Below are 20,470 nucleotides of genomic sequence, written 5' to 3'. Positions count from 1 at the left end.
AAACCGTTCTTCATCGGCTGTTTTTTGATACACTTTATCATTTAAGGACTTTTTGATAGCACAGAAAATATAAAGCAAAGTTAAAAACTATAATGGGTGAACAGTTTGATCAGAGCATACATAAATGGGAAAATTTACATATCCTTTCAACCAGTGAAAATTGTTAATGGACTTGTTGTGGCTAATGAAAGGATAATCTACACGGGAAACTGTGAAAAAGCTATGAAAATTGCCAGAGAACTCCAAGGAGAGATAATAGACTTAAAGGGAAGAACAGTGTTACCTGGTTTTATAGATTCCCACATTCATCTAACTGCCCTTGGTCAGTCTCTTCAAATGCTTAACCTCAAAGAAGCAAAAAATATAGAAGAGTTGAAAAAAAGACTTAAAGAGTATAGTGCAAAAGTGGAAACAAGCTGGATTCTTGGTTTTGGATGGGATCAGGAGAAACTTGGAAGATATCCAACTAGAAAAGATATAGATGAGATTATCCAAAACAAACCTGTTCTCTTATATAGAACCTGCTTCCATGTAGCTGTTTTGAACACTAAAGCCATAGAAATCACAAAACTAAACGAGGAAGAAGACGTCGATCTCGAAAAGGGGATAGTAAGAGAAAATGCCCTTGAGAAGGTTAGGAAAATCGTAAACAAAACTCTAAGTGTAGAAGATCATAAGCATTTCATTGAAAAAGGAGTAAAGTTTGCCTTATCTCAGGGGATCACAAGCATTGGTTTTGTCAGTGTAAACGAAAAAAGTTTAAAAGCCCTCATAGAGCTTGATAGTGAAGGAAAACTACCCATTAGAGTTTTCCTCTATCTGAACCCATCACTCCTTAAAACCATGAAAAAACTTGGTCTAAAGAGAGGAACTGGAGGTAAAAAGGTTAAAATAATGGGAATAAAAGTTCTTGCGGATGGTAGCCTCGGGGCTAGGACAGCATGGCTTTCAAAACCTTATGCTGATGCCCCCACAGACGGACACCCAAATATAAGTGAAGAAGAGCTTAGAAAAATAGTCAAAGAGGCTCATGCACTTGGCCTCCAGATGGCAATTCATGCTATAGGAGACAAAGCCACAGATATGATATTAAGAATCTATGAAGAGTTCAAGAGTGATTTAAGGCCCCGAATAGAGCATGCCTCTATTTTAAGAGAAGATCAAATGAAAAAAATGAGAGAACTCGGAGTTGTCACCTCAGTTCAGCCCAGATTTATAATAAGCGATTGGTGGGCCGTCAAACGTCTTGGAAAAGAAAGAGCGGGATGGATATACCCATTCAAAAAAATGCTCAAAAGAGGGATACCCATTGGATTTGGAACAGATTCCCCAATAGAACCCATTAATCCTTGGGAGAGTGTTTATGCCGCAGTGACAAGAGGAAAATTTGAGGGAATCGAGACTTATGAATATACAAAAGAGGAATGTCTAAGCGTGGAGGAGGCCATGAAGGCTTATACATATGGATCGGCCTATATAATGCATGTTGAAAATGAATTTGGAAGTTTAGAGAACGGGAAGTTTGCTGATTTTATTGTGGTTGATAAAGATCCATTTGAAGTGAATGAAAAAGAGCTAAAGAGCATAAATGTTCTAGAAGCCTATGTTGGAGGCCTAAAGTATTATTAAATCCCTCTCGGCTTTAGTAAGTCTCTTTCCCTTTTTCTTTACAATAACATCATCCTCTATTCTAACGCCCCCTATCCCAGGAAGATAAATTCCAGGTTCAATTGTAAATACCATGCCATCCTCAAGAACAGTTTCATTAGTAGCATTTATGTAGGGTTCCTCATGCACTTCCAACCCAAGACCATGCCCAGTTCTGTGTATAAAATACTCCCCATAACCCCCTTTAGTTATATAATCTCTCGCTGCGCTGTCAACCTCCTTAGCCATTATTCCCTTATAAATACTTTGAACGGCCCTTTCTTGGGCTTCTTTTACGATTTCATGGAGTTCCTTAAGTTTTTCATTAACTTCACCAATCGCTACAGTTCGTGTTATATCGGAACAATAACCCTTGTATTTTGCTCCAAAGTCAAAGATTACAAGATCTCCTCTCCTTATTTTCCTTTCACTGGGTGTGTGATGGGGATTTGCAGCGTTCTCACCTGCAGCAACTATGGGATCAAAAGCTATGTCCTCAGACTGTTCTCGAAGTAAAAACTCTATTTCTAGGGCTACTTGTTTTTCAGTTTTACCTTCTAAATCTATGTTAATTACTTCATAGAATACTTCGTCAGCTATTTGAGCAGCTTTTTTCATTAGTTTTGTTTCTTCATTATCCTTGTATATTCTCATTTCTTTCGTAACTATACTCAGGGGGAAGAGTTCGTAATCCTTAAGAAGATGCTCAATATTAATAAGAAAACTTGCTCTCATTGTATCTTCAATCAGAATTTTTCCAGTCTTCAAATTTAAGGACGAGAGCACATTATCTAAAATTTCATATGGATTTTCATTGTCGCTCCAGAAGATCGCTTTTTCCCATTTTATTTCATTTTCATATAGTTTAGGGGCAATTAGAGTACTTTCTCCCTCCTTATTAACAACTAGAAGAAAAAGTCGTTCTTCTGTCGCTTGAGGCTTCATCCCCGTGAGATAATATAGGTTAGTGCTTGGCGTTATTAAAGCTCCATCATATTCCCCAAGATAACTCAAAAATCTCTTCATTCTCTTCACAATCTCCACCACATTTCAATAGTAAGCAAAATTTATAAGGCCTCCTCCAAAAGTTTCCTTGGATGCCCCGGTGGCCTAGTCTGGATAGGGCGCGAGGCTGCGGACCTCGAGGTCCGGGGTTCGAATCCCCGCCGGGGCGCCAAATTTTTGAATAGACTTTTCTAACCTTAAACCAAAATTCTCTTCGCTCTAAGAAAGGATTTAAATATAAGCTCTGAAGAGCTCTAAAGCTCTTTTTATCTCTTCCTTAACACCCAGCAAATAGGCCAAAAACCCTATAAAAAAGAGAATTTTTGAGATAAATATCAAACCTTGAACCGATACTGCTAATACAAATGGGAGATAGGATCTAGGAGAAATCCCAATATTCTTATACGAAATCCATGCCGTCATGAGAAGTATTGTCAAGTAACCCAATAGTAGACCCAAAACAGCCCCATATTCCTCAAACGGCTTTATCAATGTTAGCCATGAAACTAATGAAATTATCGCGCCAAAAATAGCCACAAAAGTTCCCTCTCTTACGTATTGAGTTGAATTCAATGCAACTATGCTAGGATTATAAGCTATATACGTTTCAACTGCCATGAGGGCAAGATAGAATTCATTACCAAGAGTAAACCCAAAGAGAACAGAAAGGAGCTCTCTCCCCACAACTATTAGAATAAAAACAATAAAAGCCACAAAAAGTGAGAGCATCTTTGTGGATTCTTCAGCAAGCCATTTAACGTAGTTCATTTCACTCTTCCCGTATTTATAGGAATAAAGCGGCATTATAGCAGATTGAAACACTTGAGGAAGATATGTAAGCAAAAAAGCCGAGGAAAGCGAAGCTGAAACAACACCTGCAACAATAGAGCCAGCGAATTTTTCACTCAAAAAGTATGGAGCCTGAACCAAAAAAACACCCGAGAGCGTCCCAAGAAAAGCAAAAGAAGAATATCTCGTAAGAAGTTTGAAATCCTCAAAGTTGGGTTTTCCAAGAAGTTTATTTTTGAAAAGATAAATGAACCCAGAAATAGCAATAACTAAAAGTAGGTCTATATACGGAGCATAATAATTTTCAAACAAAAAACCACCTATGAAAAAAAGAAAAGAAACACACATCACATAGGCATAAACCTCACCCCTATGAAGACCATAAATAAAGCTTCTAAAAGTTAGTTGGAATGCCCTAAGGAGAGCTATTACTCCGAGAAATAGATTAAACGGAATCAAACAAATCCCCACAAATGGAAAAGCAAATCCTATTGTCGTTATGGATTTTATCTTTTCTTTTTCGGCTTTTGCCAGAAATTCAGAAGTATACTTTCCCAATGCAACTGCAAAGAAGCTCAGTGGAATTGCAAGAAGAAATGCTTGAGAGATTAAAGAGTTTGCCCTTCCAAGAATTTCAACGCCAAACTTTCTTGAAATAACAACACTATAAATAAACCTACTAGCACCAAAGATAGCGAGAGCAACGATGCTTGCCAAAGAATGCCTCAACATTAGTTTTCTCTCATAACTCATAAAAGAAAATCAGATAAAGCAAAATTTAACCTTTGCGGAATCCAAGATAGAACCCAGCTACAAATGCACCTGTTCCTGGAAGAATTCCTATCGCCCTCTCAGCCAGAGTTAGTGTTGATGTTGTTGCACTTTCTGCAAGATTGAAGAGGGCATCAGTATTAATGCTTATAACTCCCTTTTGTTGAAGCCAGAAAAGACTCAATATATAAGCTCCTATCAAAGTAAGTACTATTTTAATGAACTTTTTAAGTGCATAACCTGTTATAAAACCTACAACGGCCCCTATTCCCATGTCACCCATTATTCCACTAATATCGAAATTCATCATGCCTCACCGCTTATCTTTTTGGAAATAATTGATTAAATACTTTTGCTTTTTGGTTTTATAATAACAAAATGTTTAAATGCTATGAAATCCAGATATTTACAATACATAAAAGTTTTAACGTTAGATAATATACACCATCAAAGGTGATACAGATGACGACCCCCATGGATAGACTGAAAGAGAAAATAACGAAGGAAGTTCTTTGGATGTACATACTGAGACTTCTAAAAGATAGAGCAATGTATGCATATGAACTTAAAAATGAAATAAAAGAAAGGTTTGGGTTTGAGCCAGCTACTGTAAGTAGTTACGTTGTTTTATACAAACTTGAACACGAAGGATATGTCACCTCAGAATGGCAAGAAAGTGAGACTGGAAGGCCCTCAAGAAAATATTACAAACTCACTGAAAAGGGAGAAAAGCTCCTAGAAGAAGGAATAAAATTTATAGAAGAATTATTAGAGAAGCTCAAATGACACTAACGTCCAGCTCCTCCTCTTGGCTCTCTAGCTTTTGCTCTTAGTCCCTTGTATCCACACTTTCTGCATTTTTCTGCTTTCCATGGATTAGTAGCACCGCACCTCATACATATGTACTTCCTAAATATCCTTGCCTCAGCTTCAGGAAACCTCGCCATTTTAATTCCCTCCATGATCTTGACTGTGTTCACTTACAAGCATTTCTTTTTAAGCTTTACCTTTTTTATATTATCCACCGAAAGCTTTTTAATCAAACCTTGCTCTTTCACTTATGAGCGGGGGTGCCCGAGCCTGGCCAAAGGGGACGGACTTAAGATCCGTTGCCGTAGGGCTACGCGGGTTCGAATCCCGTCCCCCGCACCAGTCTTTATAGAGATTCTGGGATAGTTTTATGTATAAACCTATCATTTGAAATTCGAATATTTTTTTAAGGAAAAATTTTTATTTTCGAATTATCATTTTAAATACTAGAGGTGAAAAAATGCCAACCTTTCTCTTTATGCCTGAAGTGGAAGCAGTCTTTGAAGAACTTAGATTTGGTGAAGGGGTCTTAATAGAGTACAATTCTCTCACCCATCCAGATTTGTTACTTTATATGCTTATTCAGTGGGCAAAAAAGAGAGAGTATAAAGTCGTCGTTGATGATAATCTTGATACATTTTACACTTTCAAGACAACGCTTGATCTATTAGGTCTTAATACTAGAATTTTAGAAGATATATTGGTTATAAAAACTGGTGGAAGAAAGAGAGTTGGCAACGTTATCGGACAAATTCCAGTTAATGACGTTCGTGTAGAATCTACTAAGTATATAAACCTCTTCAGTTCCACAATAGAAGAAGGGAATGTAATTAACCCAGTATTGGGCCTTGATAGGGCCTTTTATATACACAGTTCAAAAGAAGAGATTATGACATTATTGGGCAATGCTATAGCTTTTAAGGGGGACAAAAGAAGAATTGCATTCTATTTTGTCAATATTGATGTTCTCAACAAGATCCATCCAGCAATTTTATCTTGGCTTGAAGAGCTTGCTACAACAGTAATACGAATTCAGGGACATTTAGAAAAAATGAAAGTAATTATCATAAAATCAATAAACAGACCTTTAACCGGAAAAGAAATAGTTGTATCACTCAAAGCATGAAACCTATCTCCCTGTATTAAAGAAGATACTTGTCAAAGAAAATCAAGGCCCCAGAAATAGGGTATAGACTCAAAAACATCTCTTCTAAATGTAGATAGTTAAAAATAAAACTAGATAATCAAAGATCTCTTAAACCTGGAAACCAGTATTTTCTACCTCTTTTTTCCTTCTCTTCATCCCATTCAGCCAAGATCTTCACAGCCTCGCTAGCAACTAGAGCAGCTTCTTTTTCACCCTCTTTTCCAAACTGATTGGTTACTCTATTAGCGAAAACTGCACAAATACAACCCGCTCTAAGCCCATAAATATTCGCCAGAGTATAAAGTGTTGCTGCTTCCATTTCAAAGTTAGTAACCCTTGCTTGCCTTAGATCATCTATAAGGTGTTTTGCAAAACTTGGGAAGTAACCATCTAAACCAGGTCTTGCCTGACCAACATAAAAGCTGTCTGTAGAAGCTGTTATTCCTACATGATATCTAACACCTAAACTCTCAGCAGCTTCAATAAGAGCTAATGTTACCTCAAGGTCAGCAGTAGCTGGATACTCTATTCTAACATACTGTTTTGATGTCCCTTCTAGTCTAACGGCTGCTTTTGCTATTATTAAGTCACCTATTTCTATACCTGGTTGAATTGCCCCCGTAGAACCAACTCTTATAAATGTATCCGCTCCTATAGCACCCAATTCTTCAATTGCTATAGCAGTAGATGGTCCACCAATTCCTGTGGAAGTAACGCTTATAGGAACTCCCTTGTATTTGCCTGTGTGAGTCCTATATTCTCTGTGAAAAGCTATTTCCTTGGCTTCGTCCCAAAGGCTACTTATCTTAGGGACTCTCTCAGGATCACCCGGAAGAAGGACATATCTGGCAACATCTCCAGGTTTACAAGCTATATGATATTGATATCCCTCTTCAGTTTGAGGCCTGTCTGCTGGCATGAACTTCTTCATACACCTCACCTCCAGAGTTATTTTAGAAAAGACCTATATAAATGAAACCCTTAATAATAGAGAGGTGGTACTGTGTTAAAATGCCAAACGTGCGGAAGGATTTATGAGAACTTCAAGATTATATGTAAGTGCGGTGGAGTTCTAGACTATATCAGTAAGATTGAAAATGACTTTGATTCTCTACTCAGAAAAGAGTTTCTGGATGTTAGAAGGTACCTAGAATTTTTGCCTGTAAAAGAGGAATTCCTACCAAAGTTAATACTTCCAATAACCCCAATTATAAAAAGAGAGATTAACGAAATTAATGTTTTTTTCAAGCTCGAATACCTTATGCCAAGTGGCTCTTTTAAAGATAGAGGCACTTATGTAACGATAGCAAAGTTAAAAGAGGCAGGAGTTGGAGAGGTTACTTTAGATTCCTCGGGCAATGCTGCTTTAAGTTTAGCCCTATTTGGGAAAAGTGAAGGAGTAAAAACCCACATTTTTATTCCAGCATATACGAGCAAGGGGAAAAAACAACTACTCAAATTTTTTGGAGCAGAGGTGCATGAAATCCAAGGTTCACGGATGAAGGTACATGCAATGGCCAGAAAATTCAAAAGAGGACTCTATATCTCCCACTGGTATAATCCGTATTTCATTGAGGGAACTAAAGTGATAGCATATGAAACGTATGAACAAATAGGAAACATTGACTATGTATTAACTCCCGTAGGTAGTGGGAGTCTTTTTTTAGGAGCTTATAAGGGATTTAAAGAACTAAAGCTTCTTGGAAAAATCGAGATTCCAAAAATGATAGCTGTCCAAGGAAAAGGTTACGAAAGTCTTTGTGAAAAGAGTGATGAAAGAAGCAATTTAGCAGAGGGGATAGCAATCCCTGAACCACCAAGAAAGAAGCAAATGATTGAAGTTTTGAAAACAACCCATGGAACATGTGTCTCCGTTGGGGATAGAGAGATCAAAGAAGCACTTAATGAATTAATCTCTATGGGATTTCTTGTTGAACCAACTTCAGCAACAGTTTATGCAGGATTTAAGAAGCTTTTAAATGAGGAGTACTTTGAAAAGGGTTCTAAAGTTTTAATGCCTCTAACCGGATCTGGACTAAAAAACGTTTAAATGGAGCCGGGAGGGGGATTTGAACCCCCGTAAAGCGGATCTGCAGTCCGCCGCCTCGCCTCTAGGCTATCCCGGCGTTTTGCCCTAAAGAAGATTTTTGGCGCCGCGGCGGGGATTTGAACCCCGGAGGGACTACGCCCATCGGCTTAGCAGGCCGACGCCATACCAGGCTAGGCTACCGCGGCATGCTCAACATTAAGGAGTCTGGGAGGGTATTTAAATCTTTCGCAAATGGCAACGCTAGAATCTATGAGTATGCACAGAGTGCCTTTTTAACGCCAGTATTAAAAAACCATCGACAAGAAAGGGCTAATACTTTAAAAGAACTTTCCATACATATGCTGAGGTATTGGGCAGAATATCAACCGCCTTCCCCATAAACAATCTGCACAACTGGGCTCATTACCCCAACAATCAACATCACTCGTAGTAACAAAGTCACATGAGTCTCGAAGGGAACAATCTGTACAGGAAGGATAGGCATAGTTCTTCATGATGAATCGGAACCAAGTATAACGCCTACTTCTCCATATGTCACTTAATCTCTCCTCTCTCACATTTCCAAAGGAATACGCATTAACCTTTTTCTTTCTTCCAAAAATATATTCATAGTAAGTATGAAGGAACCTGTAGCATGGTGCTACCTCACCATCCCATCTAATAACAGCAGCATTATTTTCATCAAACTCACATCTTCTTTCACTTTTCAGCTCAAAATAAGGGATTTTCACATACAATCCATAATGGGCCATTTTTTCAAGCTCTTGGACATAGTACTCCATGTTAACACTACCATCATAAACAATGTCGTTTATTTGCTCTTCAGCCATTGGGATTAAATTTGAAAGTAACAGAGTATCAGCACCGATATCCCTAAGATAACGAGCTATTTTAGATAGTTGAGTATAGTTCTCTTTAGTTACAACAACCTCAACGCCAATAGAAGGTTTTCCTGTTCTATGCTTCTTTTTTAACCCCACTAATTTTCGTATTTTTTCAGCAGTGAGAGCAGCGGCTAAATGTCCAAGAGTTATGGCGCCAGAAACATTTGGAACAGTATCCATGGAAAAATAAATCAACTCTACTCCAAGCCTTACAAGCTCTTCAAGAACCTCATCTGTAAGCAAAGTACCATTTGTCGAAATTCCTAAAGCAAAACCTCTTCTTTTTACTTCTCTAACCATCTTAATAAACTGGGGATGCACAGTAGGTTCTCCAATACCTCCAAAAAGTATCATCTCTAGCTTTGGAAATTCCTCTGCATCATCAAGAGTTTTTAAAAACAGATCCCAATCCATGTCTCCTTCTTCATCTTCCCAATATTGTTTAAAACACATTTTACACTTTAGATTACACCGGCTTGTTATTTCAATATAAAGATACTTCATATCAAGTTTAGGTTTTATTGTGACTTCTGCATCCCAGAGTTTGAATTTATGCTCCATTTAACCCCCTCCAGCGGGGGGGAATACACTAACTGTATCATCTTCTTTTAAGGGAGTTTCGGGGCCTTGGAGATGCTCTATATTACGACCGTTAACAAGTATCATAAAACCTTTCTCAATTTCCTTTTTGAAACCAGGAAAAAGCTCATCCATTTTATCCAGAAGCTCCCTCACAGTCCTGACTCCATTTATCTCCATAGTCCTCTTTCCGGTGAATCCTATGAGAGTCGCAAAAAGCTTAACTTTTACCATTATCCTCACCTTAAAAATATTTCACTTCAATAACATTAAAAATTTTTTATGAAAAAAATTTCATAAAAGAAAAAGACTCACATAAATTCATCAAGACCAAGTTCTTTAAGCTTCTCTTCTGGAATCTTTCCGTCTTCACTCCATCCACGAAGTGCATAGTATCTTGGAAGCATCTCTTTAAGTCTAACTGTGTGTCCTTTGTTTGGACCTTCTGGCATTGGCTCTTCAAGGAAGCGTTTTGGAAGAGTATCATCTTTAGCTGGATCAAGCCCCGCTTTAAGATTAAAGAGTCTCTCTGCATTCCAAATTCTTTCTCCAATCTTAAGATAGTCGTCAGTGCTAAAGTCCCAACCAAGACCTGCGTTGAGCAAATCAGTATAGTCGTCTGCCCCTAGACCAAATGTCGTAAATAGACACAATCCAGCAGCATCTATAACTGCAGTAAGGTGCTGGAAGATTATAAGCATCTTTACTTTCTCATCTCCTATGTCGTGTGGATCCATTTTATATGGATATCCAAGAATTTCTGGACTTATCATGTAGTTCTTTATGTGGCATCCGCCACGATTGTTGGTCGCATAACCTAATCCATGCCCTTCAGCACCTCTTGGGTCATACGCTGGGAGTTCCATTTTCTTAACTCCCATAAAGTACTCTGTTCCATTGTACATCTCAGCTAACCTGTATCCTCCTTCAGCAAGTTTGTCTCCAAAGCCTTCTCTCTTAGCTATCTTCTCGATATAGTAGTGAAGAACCTCGGTGTTACCAAACCTAAATGGTGGAGCTTCCCCAAGATCCTCATCCTTTATGAGTCCTTTTTCGTAAAGCTCCATAGCCGTTGCCAATGTTCCGCCAGTTGATATAGTATCAAGACCGAATTCATCACACATATGATTAGCTTCAATTATAGTTGCTAAGTCATTTATGCCCATGTTTGAACCAAGTGCCCAAATGCTCTCGTATTCAGGCCCCTCAGTCTCTCCAACAGTTGGGAGTTTGTTAACCCTTGCACATCCAATGGGACATGCAAAACAAGGTTTATTCCTAATAAGATACTTAGCAGCCATTGCTTCACCACTTTGTTCATAAGCATATTCAAATACTCCTGTTTGGAAGTTCTTATGTGGATAAAGACCATTTTCATTTATTATATTCACTAGTACTGCAGTTCCAAACTTGGGCAATCCTCCACCGCCAACTGGGTCATTCCTTATCTTGTTCACCTTTTCTCTAACAACTTGCATGAATTTTTCCTTATCCGCAATAGGAACTGTTTTAGTCCCTTTTACAGCAATAGCTTTGAGTTTCTTACTTCCCATTACTGCTCCCGGGCCTCCTCTACCAGCTGCTCTGTGTTCATCATTCATCACTGCCGCAAATTTCACAAGATTCTCACCAGCTGGACCAATTTCCGCTATTCTGATATTTTTATCATTAAGCTCTTTTCGTATAATGTTCTCAGTCTCTCCTGTAGTTTTACCCCACAGATGGGAAGCATCTTTGAGCTCTATGTGGTCATCATTTATGTAAAGATAGACAGGCTTCTCAGACGCTCCTTCAATTACTACTGCATCATAACCTGCTTTCTTAAGTTCTGCCCCAAAATAACCACCAGAGTTTGCAAATGTGATATACCCCGTAAGCGGGCTCTTAGTTATAACATTATATCTCCCTCCGGTAGGAGCACTTGTTCCTGAAAGCGGCCCTGCCGCTATTATCAATTTGTTATCAGGGCTTAGTGGATCTACAGTCGGATCCATTTCTTTTAGAAGAAGATATATCCCAAGTCCTCTGCTACCAAGCCATTTCTTTGCAATTTCTTCATCCCAGCTTTCTACTTTTATTTCTCCAGTCGAAAGATTCACTCTAATATATTTTCCCCAGTTTCCATACATAAAGAAACACCTCGATGTACTATATGTTATACTTTATATATAAAAATTTAGGAAATCAGAAATGTTAATATATTGTAAAAAAGGTTAATTGAATAGTTAACATATCACCCAGAAAACATGAATTAAAAATCAATCACTAAAATCATCACGCGTCAAAACTCAACAAACTATAAATAACACATTCTCAATGAATTTAAAATGATGGAGATCTTTAAGTCAAAGCTATGTGCTGTCTGCAAAGGGAGAAAATTGCTATGTGGACGACCTACTTGTCCAATTCTTGAACGTTTTAGAGTAGCTAGAAGTATAGAGGAAAAGATTAATCGTAGGGATATATTTGGCTCTTCCCCTCCAAGTATTTTCGTTGGAGAATACGGCTACCCAAAAGTTCGCATTGGGCCTTTAGTGCCACCTATAGAAGGAAATACCTCTCACCTCGACAGCCCTTTAAAATGGGAAAATAAAACAATAAAAGATATCCTTTACTATCGCTCTTTACTTGTTATGGGTGAGATGAAATCCAATGTTAATGTAAGAAAAAGTGGAAGACTTCTAAGTGAAGTACAAGAATTAGCTATGTCAATAAGACCAGTGGATAGTGAAATCCTGCTTAAAAAGAAGCCTGTTTTAAAAGTTCTTCCAAGTGAATTTGCCCCTCCAGTGGGACCTAAAGCCGAACTCCTCGACTTTGAACTTACTGAAAATCCAAAAATCCCAAAGAGAACGGACTATGTTGTTAATGACGAATTAAAAGCTGAACCAGCCATCATGCGTCTATATAACTGGGGATTCGATGAGTATTACATCATAAGGCTTCTCTCCGCGGGAGTTCTAGGAATTAACAAAAAACTTGTCCCCACAAGATGGAGCATCACAGCCGTACAAGATACCATAGGAAAAAGACTTAGAAAGGAAATCCTCCATTATGAACTAATAAATGAATTCGAGGTTTATTTTCATGAATTTCTCGGAAACAGGTACGCCGTTATCCTAATGCCAGAAAGTTACGCATTTGAACTCCTTGAAGTATGGCTCAAGGGTTCCCTCTTTGGAAGTGGGGAACCTGAGGTTATCCATGACTATGAAGACTTTCGTGGAATTAAAGGATATGCAGAGCAAACTACTGGAGCGTACTACGCTGCCCGCCTAAGTGTTCTTGAAGCTCTGAGAAAAAGAAGAAGACAAGCTCGGATACTAGTATTTAGGGAGATCACCCCAAGATACTATGCCCCCGTAGGAGTTTGGCAGATAAGGGTTGGGGTAAAAAAGGCAATGAACAACCTCGTAAGGAAATTTAACACATTGAACGAAGCATTAAATGAAGTTAAAAAGTTCCTCGAACAACCATTTGAAGAATATCTGAAAAAAAGCTGGATTTTAAAGATGGAAAAACAAAGAACTCTTGATTATTACTTAAATCACCATAAGACAACTTTTATATAGCTTGAATCCTAAACATACATAAGCTTTGTCCTATTAGATGGTCAAAAAGGGATGAATTATGAGTGATCTGATAGGAGCCATTAATGCAGTTGGAAACTTAATCCTTCGATTTATTATTGTGATCCTGGCTTTCTTAGTTCGAAAAGAACTTAAGAAGAGAGATTTATCCATTCTTCGATTTTATGATTTGTTAGTAATTAGTTTCATCGTCTACGCAATATCAAAGATATTCTTTTTACCTCTCAACTTAGATAGGGCTGGTCTCCTTGATATAAATGAGAAAACTGCCAGAACATTAAATAGTATTGCTAACTTCCTAATAAACATTTTTGGGATACTTTTAGTCTATGCTTGGATAAAGCTGTTTAAGGGTTTAACTCAAAGATATAGGCTTATACCTATTGTTCAACCATTCCCTGGTGAACTCGCTAAGACCCTCCCTCCAGGAGTTTATATAACAAAACACTCAGGAGAACTCTGCGATGAATGCAAAACTCTATTACAGGGGAGAAAAGCTATCATAATAACACGACGGAAACCTGAAGACCTAAAATCAAAACTAGGAGCCGAAATTCCAATTCTCTGGTTAGCAAAAGTTGAAGCTCCCGGCGTGGTTTATCCACACAATCTTGAACGCCTTGCACATGAACTCATCTCCTTTATGAAATCTGAAAAGGGTCCAAAGAGCATCATGATTGACGGTTTTGAATACTTAATGATTGAGAATGGTTTTGAGCCAGTGTTTAAATTTTTGACGTCTCTAAAAGACTATGCTATCCTCACTGATACTGTAATAATTGTGCCAATTAAAAAAGAAGCTCTCGAAGGAAGGAAATATGCACTGCTTTTAAGAGAGTTCCGAAAACTGGAAGAGCTTGAAGCTGCACAAATAGAATAGCAGAAATACACATTACTACAAATCCCCGAAGTTAAACTTTTTAACTTCCTCATTTCATTTCTATTCATGAGAAAAAAACTGGCCTTGATAAGTATCGATGGCAATGGAGTATATAACCTAAAACACATGCCCTTTTTAAGTGAACTTGCAGAAAAGGGCTTCTTCGAAGTTGTAGAGTCTATTTTCCCAACCCTTACAGATTTAGTTCACACAAGTATTGTAACTGGAGTTCCCCCTAAAAAACACGGTGTGGTCGAAAATGGGTACTATGATAGAATAGCGGACAGAAAAGTAAACTTTTACGAGTATGAAGTGGCGTTTAATCCTCATGAAGTCATAAAAGCAAGGACAATAATTGATATTTTAAGAGAAACAGGAATAAAAAGTGCCTCTGTAACAGCGTATACAATGCCCCCTTTTAGCAACACTCACATTAGAATTTTTCCACCATTCTTTAGCGATAATAATCTTTATCGTAAACATGGAAGAGATTGGAGAAAAGATCGCTGGGTTTTGAATTCAGCTCTCTATTTGTACGAGGAATGTAAACCCGACCTCTTATTGGTACATTTTGCTTCTATAGACGGAATGCAACATGATTATGGTCCTCTAAGTGATGAAACTATGAAAGCTGTGGAAACTGTTGATACTGCTCTAAATACGCTCTGGGAAAGATTAAGAGACGAGTATGCTTTTATAATCTTTTCTGACCACGGGCAAGAAAGTGTTCATACATGGGTTAATTTGAGGATTTATCTCAAAAAACATGGTATTGAAACACTACGGGTTTCCTCCGGTGGAGGGGCTCATGTCTACTTAAAAGACTCTAATGAAGCTGAAGAAGCATATTATCTATTGAAAAGAGCACCAGGGGCCAAATATGTATTTTTCAGAGAGGATTTGCCCCATTTAGACACCCCTCAAAGTGGAGAACTCATAGTATCGGCCAAAGAAGGTTACTGGTTCTGTTCCCATAAAGTATGTAACGAGATAAAGGGATCAAGTTACTGGGTAAAAGGTATGCATGGCTCTCTAAATGAGGCCGTGATAAAAGTCCCCTTGATTTTATGGGGTTTCGAAAAAGCAAACTTGGAAAATGCTACTCTTTATGATATTGCTCCTACAATACTAAAGTTCTTTGGCATGGAGAAGCCGAAGGAAATGATCGGAAAAAGCTTACTATGAAACTATGGAACTTGTAAAGTAAAACCAAAATATTTCTAATATTCAGCCAAAACCGTATATACCTTGAGGTTCACTTTTTCAATAGAGAAATCAACTCTTTGTAATCACATTATTTTTAATCAATCAACGAAAGGAGGTAATTTTACGGAATATGAATATATAGTGGTAGGTTCCGGTGCCGGAGGAGCAACCATAGCAAGAGAACTCAGTAAAAAAGGAGAAAATGTCCTGGTTGTCGAAGCTGGGAAGTATGAAAGGAAAATTGGGACTTTCAAGGATTCTCTTAGATATTTTGAAACGACCGGATACAAAACTCCAAGAACTTCCAAGGAAGGGATTATTCTATGGAGAACTATAATGGCTGGTGGTTCTACTGTTGTTTCCTGTGCAAACGGAACAAGATGCCTTCAGGAAGAGTTTAAAGACTTTGGAATAAACCTAGAAAAAGAATTCCAGGAAGCAGAAAAAGAAATGAAAATTGCTCCCACCCCAGAGAGTCTATTATCAGAAGCTTCCTTAAGGATTAAAGAAGCATCAGAAGAACTAGGATATATAATGGAACCAATGCCTAAATTTTTAGACTTTACTAAATGTGCTAGATGTGGGAGTTGTACTTTTGGATGCCTTCAAGGAGCGAAATGGACTGCATTGGACTACTTGAATGAGGCCATAGCTAATGGTGCCAATGTGATTTACGAAACTAAGGTGGAGCAGATCATATCAAAAAATGGAAATGCCAGGGGCATTAGAGGAAAAGGAAAGAATGGATACGTGGAGATTAAAGGTGACAACATCATACTAGCAGCAGGTGCTCTAAGCACCCCAATAATTCTTCAAAACTCTGGAATATCCGAGGCAGGAAAAAATTTGTTCATTGATATTCTTGTAAACGTGTACGGGAAGGCAAAAGGGTTGAACCAAGTAAGCGAACCCCTCATGGCACTTGTAGATCATGAGTTTCACGAGGAAAAGGGGTTCATTCTCTCACCCCATATAAATGCTAACAAAACAGTTAGATTCATGGAAGCGGGAATGAAAGGCTTCATGATGCCCACAAACAAACTCGTAGGGATAATGGTAAAAACTGCAGATGATGCCTCAGGTAGAGTTTACCCTGATGGAACTGTTTCAAAAGCAATGACCAAAGACGATTGGAAACGAGTAAATGATGGTTCATCAATAGCAAAGGAAATCTTAGAAAATATCGGAGCTGAGCCTAAGTCTATATTAGTCTCAAAACCCCAAGGAGCACACGTTGGAGGAGTAGCTGCTATTGGAAATGTGGTTGATGAAAATCTTGAAACAAAAATAAGAAATCTCTATGTCTGTGATGCAAGTGTTTTGCCAAAAGCTCCAGGATTACCACCAATTCTAACAATCGTTGCTTTAGCCAAGTGGCTTGGGAAAGCTCTGATTTAGAGATTCCTTTTCTTTTTAAAATTCAAATAAGAGTTACGATGGAAAAATATAAATAACTTAGAAATATAACGCTCAAATGGGATTAAGAAGTATGAAGTTTAATAGAAACTTTGCTGTCAGGTTATTGATACTAGTAATAGTGTTGTTTGCAATTTACACATTAGGCATTAGTACTCTTTTAACTGAAAAGGCCAGAAGTGAGAGTGTGATAGAAAGTTATGAAGTTCACTCTTTCTTTTATGACTCAAAAAATGATAGAATAGCTACTGTTTCTCTTATGGACCGAGGTTATTATTCAGAAAATGTGATGTTCTTCCGTTTTCATGTGTGGCACAGGGAAGGAGGAAGGCTCAGGAGCTTAAAGGTTACAATCTCACCAAATGTTAGTGCAGAAGTTTATTTAAAAACTCCTGATGGGTATCCTTGGAATCCACTGAAATTGCAGAGAAGTAAGGACAATCCAAACTCTGTTACTTTAGAAATTCCTGATCTTGGATTTCAAGGAGAAGGTAGCGTAACGTTAGATTTTGTTGTAGTTCCATTAGGAAAAGTAAACACAATCTCAATCACTGTAAAAACTGAGTTTGAGTTATCTGAAGGCTTCAAAAAATACATAGGGGAATGCGCAATTACGTTGCCTTTGAAAAATAAATAAAAGAGCTCATCTTGAGGATTGCGCAATCCTCTCGATCTCTTCCTTCTTGCTGTATGCAAAGCTCTTTGTATCTTTGTTAGCTGCAGCCATAATTTCTTCAGCCAAAGCTTCAGCGTAACTTATCTTGTTCTTATAACACTTAGCACTTGCGCCAAGGGCAATATTTCTTAATGCAACATCAAGCCTTCTCATTGGAGAAATGTCGACAGCAAGATGGTATCTAACTCCACCAAACATGATGTTTGTGGTATCTTCCCTTGGAGCAGAGTTCTCAAGAGCTTTAACAAGAACTTGAATTGGGTTCTGCTTTGTTCTTTGTTCAATAATCCTGAATGCCTCTTTTACAACTTCATAAGCCTTTACCTTTTTGCTCATCAATGAGCGGTGTTCTCTCCTCATGAAGTGGCCACCAATTTTGTAACTTGAAGCACCACTTCTCATGACCTTGTTAATTAGTCTTTCAACTACGTGAATGTTCGCTTTGCCAAACTGTTTCTTCGCATGCCTTCCGTGGCTGTGGGGAAGGATTCTCGGTTCAAGGTTAATGTAAGGCCTAAGAGATGGATCCTCAACGACAACTTCCTCAACACTCCATCTACCAAAGACCTTGAGATCTTTTGGTATAAAAAATCTCTCTTCTAGTGGTTTGGCCATTAGCATCACCTTCTTGGCTTTTCTTTTTTACCTTTAACTATTTCTTTGAGGGAAGTTCTGTTAACAATGACAACCTTGTATCTAATTCCTGGGATATCACCCATAGATCCACCTTTTGGACCACCAATTCCCTCAATGATAACCTCATCGTGCTCATCAATGTGTTTAATAGCACCATCACCAGGAGTGAATGCAGTGATTACCTTACCATTCTTGATAAGTTGGACTCTAACAGCCTTTCTCATACCTGAGTTTGGTTGCTTAGCTTCAACTGCTATTTTCTCTAAGACTATTCCTCTCGCCTGTGGTGCACCCTCAAGAGGATCGCTCTTCTCCTTAAGTCTAAGTACTCTTCTCTTATAAGTTATGTCACTCCATCTGAACTTCTTTCTCTTAAGTTTAAGCTTTCTTCCAGCAAATTCACCGTAAGGGGCTTTCTTTCCAGCCATGATCATCACCTCAAATTACTACAACTTCCTCAATTCCATGATGCCTCTCCATTAATTCCTTGACAAGATTTATATTTTGCCCTCCCTTCCCGATGGCTCTCGGCTTATCACGCTGATTGACATCAAGGAGGGCAACCTTTTTCCCATTTTTCTTTTCAGTTATGTGTACTTTTTTAACCCTTACGCCCATTGTTTTATAAATGTTCTTAATGAATTCTTCTGGATTTTCAGAATGTTCTATTAATTCAATATCCTTACCAATCATGCCTTGTACTCTTTTAACATTGCTTCCTCTTTTTCCTAATGCTAGACCCATCTCACCATTCTTTATAACGAGGACTAGCCTGTTCCTTGCCGTGTCAATTAAACAGTCGAGAACTGTAGCTCCTGTAAGACTCTCAAATAGTGCAATGTATTTTATCTGATCAGTGTTTAGTTTTAGTGGCATTTTCACTTACCTCCAGCTAATGAGAGTATCTTACTTTCTCCTGGCTCTACTATTGCCATTGAAGCTATTACGAAGGGTTTACCTAGGAGCGTTCCTAGTTCCACACTAGTCCCCTCAAATTCATATACCGGTATGCTGCTGAGCTTTGCATAATAATTGATATCATCCTTAACCTCCTTTGGTGCATTTTTAGCTATGATTATAAGCTTAGCTTCACCTGTCTTGGCAAGCCTTATAGTCTCATTTGATCCAAGGATAACCTTCCCTGTCTCAATAGCTTTTCTAAGTTCAAATGCTAAATCCATTACCTACACCTCCTTTACTCTTCTTCCACCGGTTTTTTAATTGGTAATTTCATTGCCAACCTAACGATTCCCGTTCCTACTGGAACGGGTTGACCAATTAGGACATTCTCCACAACTCCATTGAGGGGATCTACTTCTCCCCTTTCAGCAGCTTGAATCAAATGCTGAACAGTAATCTCAAACGCTGCTCTTGCGAGCACGCTTGCCTTTGCACCTACGATACCATGTCTTCCAATAGGTCTCACAATACCATCAATAGTCATCATATCAGCGACAAGCATGATATGTCTCACATCAACCTCAAGACCTTGCTCCTGCATTGTGTTAACTATTTCCTCAATTATTGCGTTTCTTGCTGCTTCAATACCAAGTACCTGAGCTATTTCATGAATATTGTTTGTTTTTGTCCTTGTAGGATCAACACCCGGAACTTTGAGTACTTGCTTGAAGTTTGAGCCCTCTGTGTAGATAACGTACTCGTCACCCTCTTTTCTGATGACTGTTTTTCCTACGCCTGAGAGTCCTTTTAAGCGATGCTTTTTAACTTTATCGGCAAGTCTTCTAAGAGTTGAAACATTCTTAGCTTTTTTCAGTCTAATTGTTAGGGTAGTACCTTCGGACTCTATCTCAGCAGATTTAAATGAGCGTTCAATTTTCGCTTGAATCTTCTCCATGGTTAAACCACTTTTTTCAAGTCTCTCTGGGTCTATATCAACTACAAATTCCATGTTAAGGATATCTAGAGTCATGCTTCTTGCAAGACTTTCTAGTGTAGTTCCCTCAATTCGTTTTGCAACTTCACGAGCTTTTTCACTATCATACCTGTGCTCTTCATCAAGGTACACTGTCATAATTGGTGTTGATGGGTTCTTTCTAGCATCCACTATTTCAATGATTCTTGGCAAACCCAAGGTAACGTTAATTTCAGCCACACCAGCATAGTGGAAAGTGTTTAGCGTCATCTGTGTGGAGGGTTCTCCTATGGATTGTGCCGTCACAGTGCCCACAGCCTCTCCAGGCTCTACTAAGGCATGTTCATATTCCTGAACGACTTCATTAATTATTGCCTCAACTTCGGCCTTTTTCAGTTTGTATTTCTCACTATAGGAGACCAACTTCTCCAAGAGTTCCTCCCTCAACTTCTCTGGCAGGTTGGAGGCTTTACTTTCAACAAGCTTTTTGATAGTTGAGCGTGATACCATG

General features: G+C 38.4%; 22 protein-coding genes and 4 tRNA genes. 11 read left to right on the top strand and 15 right to left on the bottom strand.

Annotated elements, in window-relative coordinates:
* Nucleotides 1-96 precede the first annotated feature (96 nt).
* Nucleotides 97-1,629, top strand: a complete 1,533-nt coding sequence (locus K1720_RS05175) for an amidohydrolase (protein WP_341480957.1) — start codon at nt 97-99, stop codon at nt 1,627-1,629.
* Here the strand turns inward: K1720_RS05175 and K1720_RS05170 are convergent.
* A complete protein-coding gene (locus K1720_RS05170; protein WP_251950555.1) occupies nt 1,615-2,673 on the bottom strand; it encodes an aminopeptidase P family protein in 1,059 nt (352 codons plus the stop codon). The genes K1720_RS05175 and K1720_RS05170 overlap by 15 nt on opposite strands.
* Nucleotides 2,674-2,746: 73 nt before the next feature.
* Between K1720_RS05170 and K1720_RS05165 the strand changes: the two genes are divergently transcribed.
* Nucleotides 2,747-2,824, top strand: a tRNA-Arg gene (locus K1720_RS05165).
* Between the two features lie 59 nt (nt 2,825-2,883).
* On the opposite strand, the gene K1720_RS05160 is transcribed toward K1720_RS05165, so the two are convergent.
* Both K1720_RS05160 and K1720_RS05155 read right to left on the bottom strand, forming a co-directional pair.
* Nucleotides 2,884-4,194 (bottom strand): lipopolysaccharide biosynthesis protein, encoded by a 1,311-nt coding sequence (locus tag K1720_RS05160; protein WP_251950420.1) that lies wholly within the window; start codon nt 4,192-4,194, stop codon nt 2,884-2,886.
* A 25-nt stretch (nt 4,195-4,219) separates the two neighbouring features.
* Nucleotides 4,220-4,519 (bottom strand): FUN14 domain-containing protein, encoded by a 300-nt coding sequence (locus K1720_RS05155; RefSeq protein WP_167887657.1) that lies wholly within the window; start codon nt 4,517-4,519, stop codon nt 4,220-4,222.
* A gap of 155 nt (nt 4,520-4,674) precedes the next feature.
* Between K1720_RS05155 and K1720_RS05150 the strand changes: the two genes are divergently transcribed.
* Nucleotides 4,675-4,998 carry a PadR family transcriptional regulator gene (locus tag K1720_RS05150; protein WP_055282308.1) on the top strand — a complete coding sequence of 108 codons (324 nt, stop codon included), beginning with the start codon at nt 4,675-4,677 and terminating at the stop codon, nt 4,996-4,998.
* Nucleotides 4,999-5,000: 2 nt separating this feature from the next.
* Here the strand turns inward: K1720_RS05150 and K1720_RS05145 are convergent, their stop codons facing one another.
* Nucleotides 5,001-5,159, bottom strand: a complete 159-nt coding sequence (locus K1720_RS05145) for a 50S ribosomal protein L40e (protein WP_055282310.1) — start codon at nt 5,157-5,159, stop codon at nt 5,001-5,003.
* A gap of 117 nt (nt 5,160-5,276) precedes the next feature.
* Between K1720_RS05145 and K1720_RS05140 the strand changes: the two genes are divergently transcribed.
* Both K1720_RS05140 and K1720_RS05135 read left to right on the top strand, forming a co-directional pair.
* Nucleotides 5,277-5,364 (top strand) — tRNA-Leu (locus tag K1720_RS05140).
* 118 nt (nt 5,365-5,482) lie between these two features.
* The gene (locus tag K1720_RS05135; RefSeq protein WP_251950418.1) at nt 5,483-6,148 is read left to right on the top strand and encodes a DUF257 family protein; all 666 of its coding nucleotides are present in this window, start codon (nt 5,483-5,485) and stop codon (nt 6,146-6,148) included.
* A gap of 118 nt (nt 6,149-6,266) precedes the next feature.
* On the opposite strand, the gene udp is transcribed toward K1720_RS05135, so the two are convergent.
* Complete coding sequence (udp, locus tag K1720_RS05130; protein WP_251950417.1) at nt 6,267-7,100, bottom strand: uridine phosphorylase; 834 nt, start codon at nt 7,098-7,100, stop codon at nt 6,267-6,269.
* 72 nt (nt 7,101-7,172) lie between these two features.
* Here udp and K1720_RS05125 point away from each other — a divergent pair, with 72 nt between their 5' ends.
* Nucleotides 7,173-8,219 carry a pyridoxal-phosphate dependent enzyme gene (locus K1720_RS05125; protein WP_251950415.1) on the top strand — a complete coding sequence of 349 codons (1,047 nt, stop codon included), beginning with the start codon at nt 7,173-7,175 and terminating at the stop codon, nt 8,217-8,219.
* Nucleotide 8,220: 1 nt separating this feature from the next.
* Here K1720_RS05125 and K1720_RS05120 read toward each other — a convergent pair.
* The 5 genes from K1720_RS05120 to aor form a co-directional block, all read right to left on the bottom strand.
* Nucleotides 8,221-8,295 (bottom strand) — tRNA-Cys (locus tag K1720_RS05120).
* Nucleotides 8,296-8,317: 22 nt separating this feature from the next.
* Nucleotides 8,318-8,404 (bottom strand) — tRNA-Ser (locus K1720_RS05115).
* 132 nt (nt 8,405-8,536) lie between these two features.
* Nucleotides 8,537-9,664 carry a tungsten cofactor oxidoreductase radical SAM maturase gene (locus K1720_RS05110; RefSeq protein ID WP_251950413.1) on the bottom strand — a complete coding sequence of 376 codons (1,128 nt, stop codon included), beginning with the start codon at nt 9,662-9,664 and terminating at the stop codon, nt 8,537-8,539.
* Nucleotides 9,665-9,916 carry a MoaD/ThiS family protein gene (locus K1720_RS05105; RefSeq protein WP_251950552.1) on the bottom strand — a complete coding sequence of 84 codons (252 nt, stop codon included), beginning with the start codon at nt 9,914-9,916 and terminating at the stop codon, nt 9,665-9,667.
* 77 nt (nt 9,917-9,993) lie between these two features.
* Entirely contained in the window at nt 9,994-11,811 is a 1,818-nt protein-coding gene (gene aor / locus K1720_RS05100; protein ID WP_251950411.1) for an aldehyde ferredoxin oxidoreductase, read from the bottom strand.
* Between the two features lie 198 nt (nt 11,812-12,009).
* Between aor and K1720_RS05095 the strand changes: the two genes are divergently transcribed.
* From K1720_RS05095 to K1720_RS05075, 5 genes are all read left to right on the top strand, one after another.
* The gene (locus K1720_RS05095; RefSeq protein ID WP_251950409.1) at nt 12,010-13,254 is read left to right on the top strand and encodes an Nre family DNA repair protein; all 1,245 of its coding nucleotides are present in this window, start codon (nt 12,010-12,012) and stop codon (nt 13,252-13,254) included.
* A 58-nt stretch (nt 13,255-13,312) separates the two neighbouring features.
* On the top strand, nt 13,313-14,152 hold the full coding sequence (locus K1720_RS05090; RefSeq protein ID WP_251950407.1) for a DUF835 domain-containing protein: 840 nt from the start codon (nt 13,313-13,315) through the stop codon (nt 14,150-14,152).
* Between the two features lie 66 nt (nt 14,153-14,218).
* Nucleotides 14,219-15,337 carry an alkaline phosphatase family protein gene (locus K1720_RS05085; protein ID WP_251950405.1) on the top strand — a complete coding sequence of 373 codons (1,119 nt, stop codon included), beginning with the start codon at nt 14,219-14,221 and terminating at the stop codon, nt 15,335-15,337.
* A gap of 63 nt (nt 15,338-15,400) precedes the next feature.
* Nucleotides 15,401-16,756 carry an FAD-dependent oxidoreductase gene (locus K1720_RS05080; RefSeq protein ID WP_251950404.1) on the top strand — a complete coding sequence of 452 codons (1,356 nt, stop codon included), beginning with the start codon at nt 15,401-15,403 and terminating at the stop codon, nt 16,754-16,756.
* 76 nt (nt 16,757-16,832) lie between these two features.
* Nucleotides 16,833-17,411 carry a DUF8121 family protein gene (locus K1720_RS05075; RefSeq protein ID WP_251950402.1) on the top strand — a complete coding sequence of 193 codons (579 nt, stop codon included), beginning with the start codon at nt 16,833-16,835 and terminating at the stop codon, nt 17,409-17,411.
* A gap of 6 nt (nt 17,412-17,417) precedes the next feature.
* Here K1720_RS05075 and K1720_RS05070 read toward each other — a convergent pair whose 3' ends face one another.
* From K1720_RS05070 to rpoA2, 5 genes are read right to left on the bottom strand one after another with little or no spacing between them, the layout of a single operon-like run.
* Complete coding sequence (locus tag K1720_RS05070; RefSeq protein WP_251950400.1) at nt 17,418-18,065, bottom strand: 30S ribosomal protein S7; 648 nt, start codon at nt 18,063-18,065, stop codon at nt 17,418-17,420.
* 5 nt (nt 18,066-18,070) lie between these two features.
* Nucleotides 18,071-18,514 carry a 30S ribosomal protein S12 gene (locus tag K1720_RS05065; RefSeq protein ID WP_055282332.1) on the bottom strand — a complete coding sequence of 148 codons (444 nt, stop codon included), beginning with the start codon at nt 18,512-18,514 and terminating at the stop codon, nt 18,071-18,073.
* A 10-nt stretch (nt 18,515-18,524) separates the two neighbouring features.
* Nucleotides 18,525-18,962: a NusA-like transcription termination signal-binding factor gene (locus K1720_RS05060; RefSeq protein WP_055282334.1), complete on the bottom strand. Its 438-nt coding sequence runs from the start codon at nt 18,960-18,962 to the stop codon at nt 18,525-18,527.
* Nucleotides 18,963-18,964: 2 nt separating this feature from the next.
* Entirely contained in the window at nt 18,965-19,267 is a 303-nt protein-coding gene (locus K1720_RS05055; protein ID WP_055282335.1) for a 50S ribosomal protein L30e, read from the bottom strand.
* 14 nt (nt 19,268-19,281) lie between these two features.
* Complete coding sequence (gene rpoA2, locus K1720_RS05050) at nt 19,282-20,469, bottom strand: DNA-directed RNA polymerase subunit A'' (RefSeq protein ID WP_055282337.1); 1,188 nt, start codon at nt 20,467-20,469, stop codon at nt 19,282-19,284.
* Between the last annotated feature and the right edge of the window lies 1 nt (nt 20,470).

It is taken from the genome of Thermococcus argininiproducens (assembly GCF_023746595.1).
In the GTDB taxonomy this organism is placed as follows: domain Archaea; phylum Methanobacteriota_B; class Thermococci; order Thermococcales; family Thermococcaceae; genus Thermococcus_A; species Thermococcus_A argininiproducens.
The sequence above is the reverse complement of the archived record's forward strand: the minus strand, read 5'-3'. Positions and strand labels throughout refer to the sequence as shown.

What these genes read in the sequence shown, in the direction of transcription:
- K1720_RS05170 (WP_251950555.1), bottom strand. Translation starts at nt 2,673, where the DNA reads ATGAAGAGATTTTTGAGTTATCTTGGGGAATATGATGGAGCTTTAATA.
- K1720_RS05160 (WP_251950420.1), bottom strand. Translation starts at nt 4,194, where the DNA reads ATGAGTTATGAGAGAAAACTAATGTTGAGGCATTCTTTGGCAAGCATC.
- K1720_RS05155 (WP_167887657.1), bottom strand. Translation starts at nt 4,519, where the DNA reads ATGAATTTCGATATTAGTGGAATAATGGGTGACATGGGAATAGGGGCC.
- K1720_RS05150 (WP_055282308.1), top strand. Translation starts at nt 4,675, where the DNA reads ATGACGACCCCCATGGATAGACTGAAAGAGAAAATAACGAAGGAAGTT.
- K1720_RS05145 (WP_055282310.1), bottom strand. Translation starts at nt 5,159, where the DNA reads ATGGCGAGGTTTCCTGAAGCTGAGGCAAGGATATTTAGGAAGTACATA.
- K1720_RS05135 (WP_251950418.1), top strand. Translation starts at nt 5,483, where the DNA reads ATGCCAACCTTTCTCTTTATGCCTGAAGTGGAAGCAGTCTTTGAAGAA.
- udp (WP_251950417.1), bottom strand. Translation starts at nt 7,100, where the DNA reads ATGAAGAAGTTCATGCCAGCAGACAGGCCTCAAACTGAAGAGGGATAT.
- K1720_RS05110 (WP_251950413.1), bottom strand. Translation starts at nt 9,664, where the DNA reads ATGGAGCATAAATTCAAACTCTGGGATGCAGAAGTCACAATAAAACCT.
- K1720_RS05105 (WP_251950552.1), bottom strand. Translation starts at nt 9,916, where the DNA reads ATGGTAAAAGTTAAGCTTTTTGCGACTCTCATAGGATTCACCGGAAAG.
- aor (WP_251950411.1), bottom strand. Translation starts at nt 11,811, where the DNA reads ATGTATGGAAACTGGGGAAAATATATTAGAGTGAATCTTTCGACTGGA.
- K1720_RS05095 (WP_251950409.1), top strand. Translation starts at nt 12,010, where the DNA reads ATGATGGAGATCTTTAAGTCAAAGCTATGTGCTGTCTGCAAAGGGAGA.
- K1720_RS05090 (WP_251950407.1), top strand. Translation starts at nt 13,313, where the DNA reads ATGAGTGATCTGATAGGAGCCATTAATGCAGTTGGAAACTTAATCCTT.
- K1720_RS05085 (WP_251950405.1), top strand. Translation starts at nt 14,219, where the DNA reads ATGAGAAAAAAACTGGCCTTGATAAGTATCGATGGCAATGGAGTATAT.
- K1720_RS05075 (WP_251950402.1), top strand. Translation starts at nt 16,833, where the DNA reads ATGGGATTAAGAAGTATGAAGTTTAATAGAAACTTTGCTGTCAGGTTA.
- K1720_RS05070 (WP_251950400.1), bottom strand. Translation starts at nt 18,065, where the DNA reads ATGGCCAAACCACTAGAAGAGAGATTTTTTATACCAAAAGATCTCAAG.
- K1720_RS05065 (WP_055282332.1), bottom strand. Translation starts at nt 18,514, where the DNA reads ATGGCTGGAAAGAAAGCCCCTTACGGTGAATTTGCTGGAAGAAAGCTT.
- K1720_RS05060 (WP_055282334.1), bottom strand. Translation starts at nt 18,962, where the DNA reads ATGCCACTAAAACTAAACACTGATCAGATAAAATACATTGCACTATTT.
- K1720_RS05055 (WP_055282335.1), bottom strand. Translation starts at nt 19,267, where the DNA reads ATGGATTTAGCATTTGAACTTAGAAAAGCTATTGAGACAGGGAAGGTT.
- rpoA2 (WP_055282337.1), bottom strand. Translation starts at nt 20,469, where the DNA reads ATGGTATCACGCTCAACTATCAAAAAGCTTGTTGAAAGTAAAGCCTCC.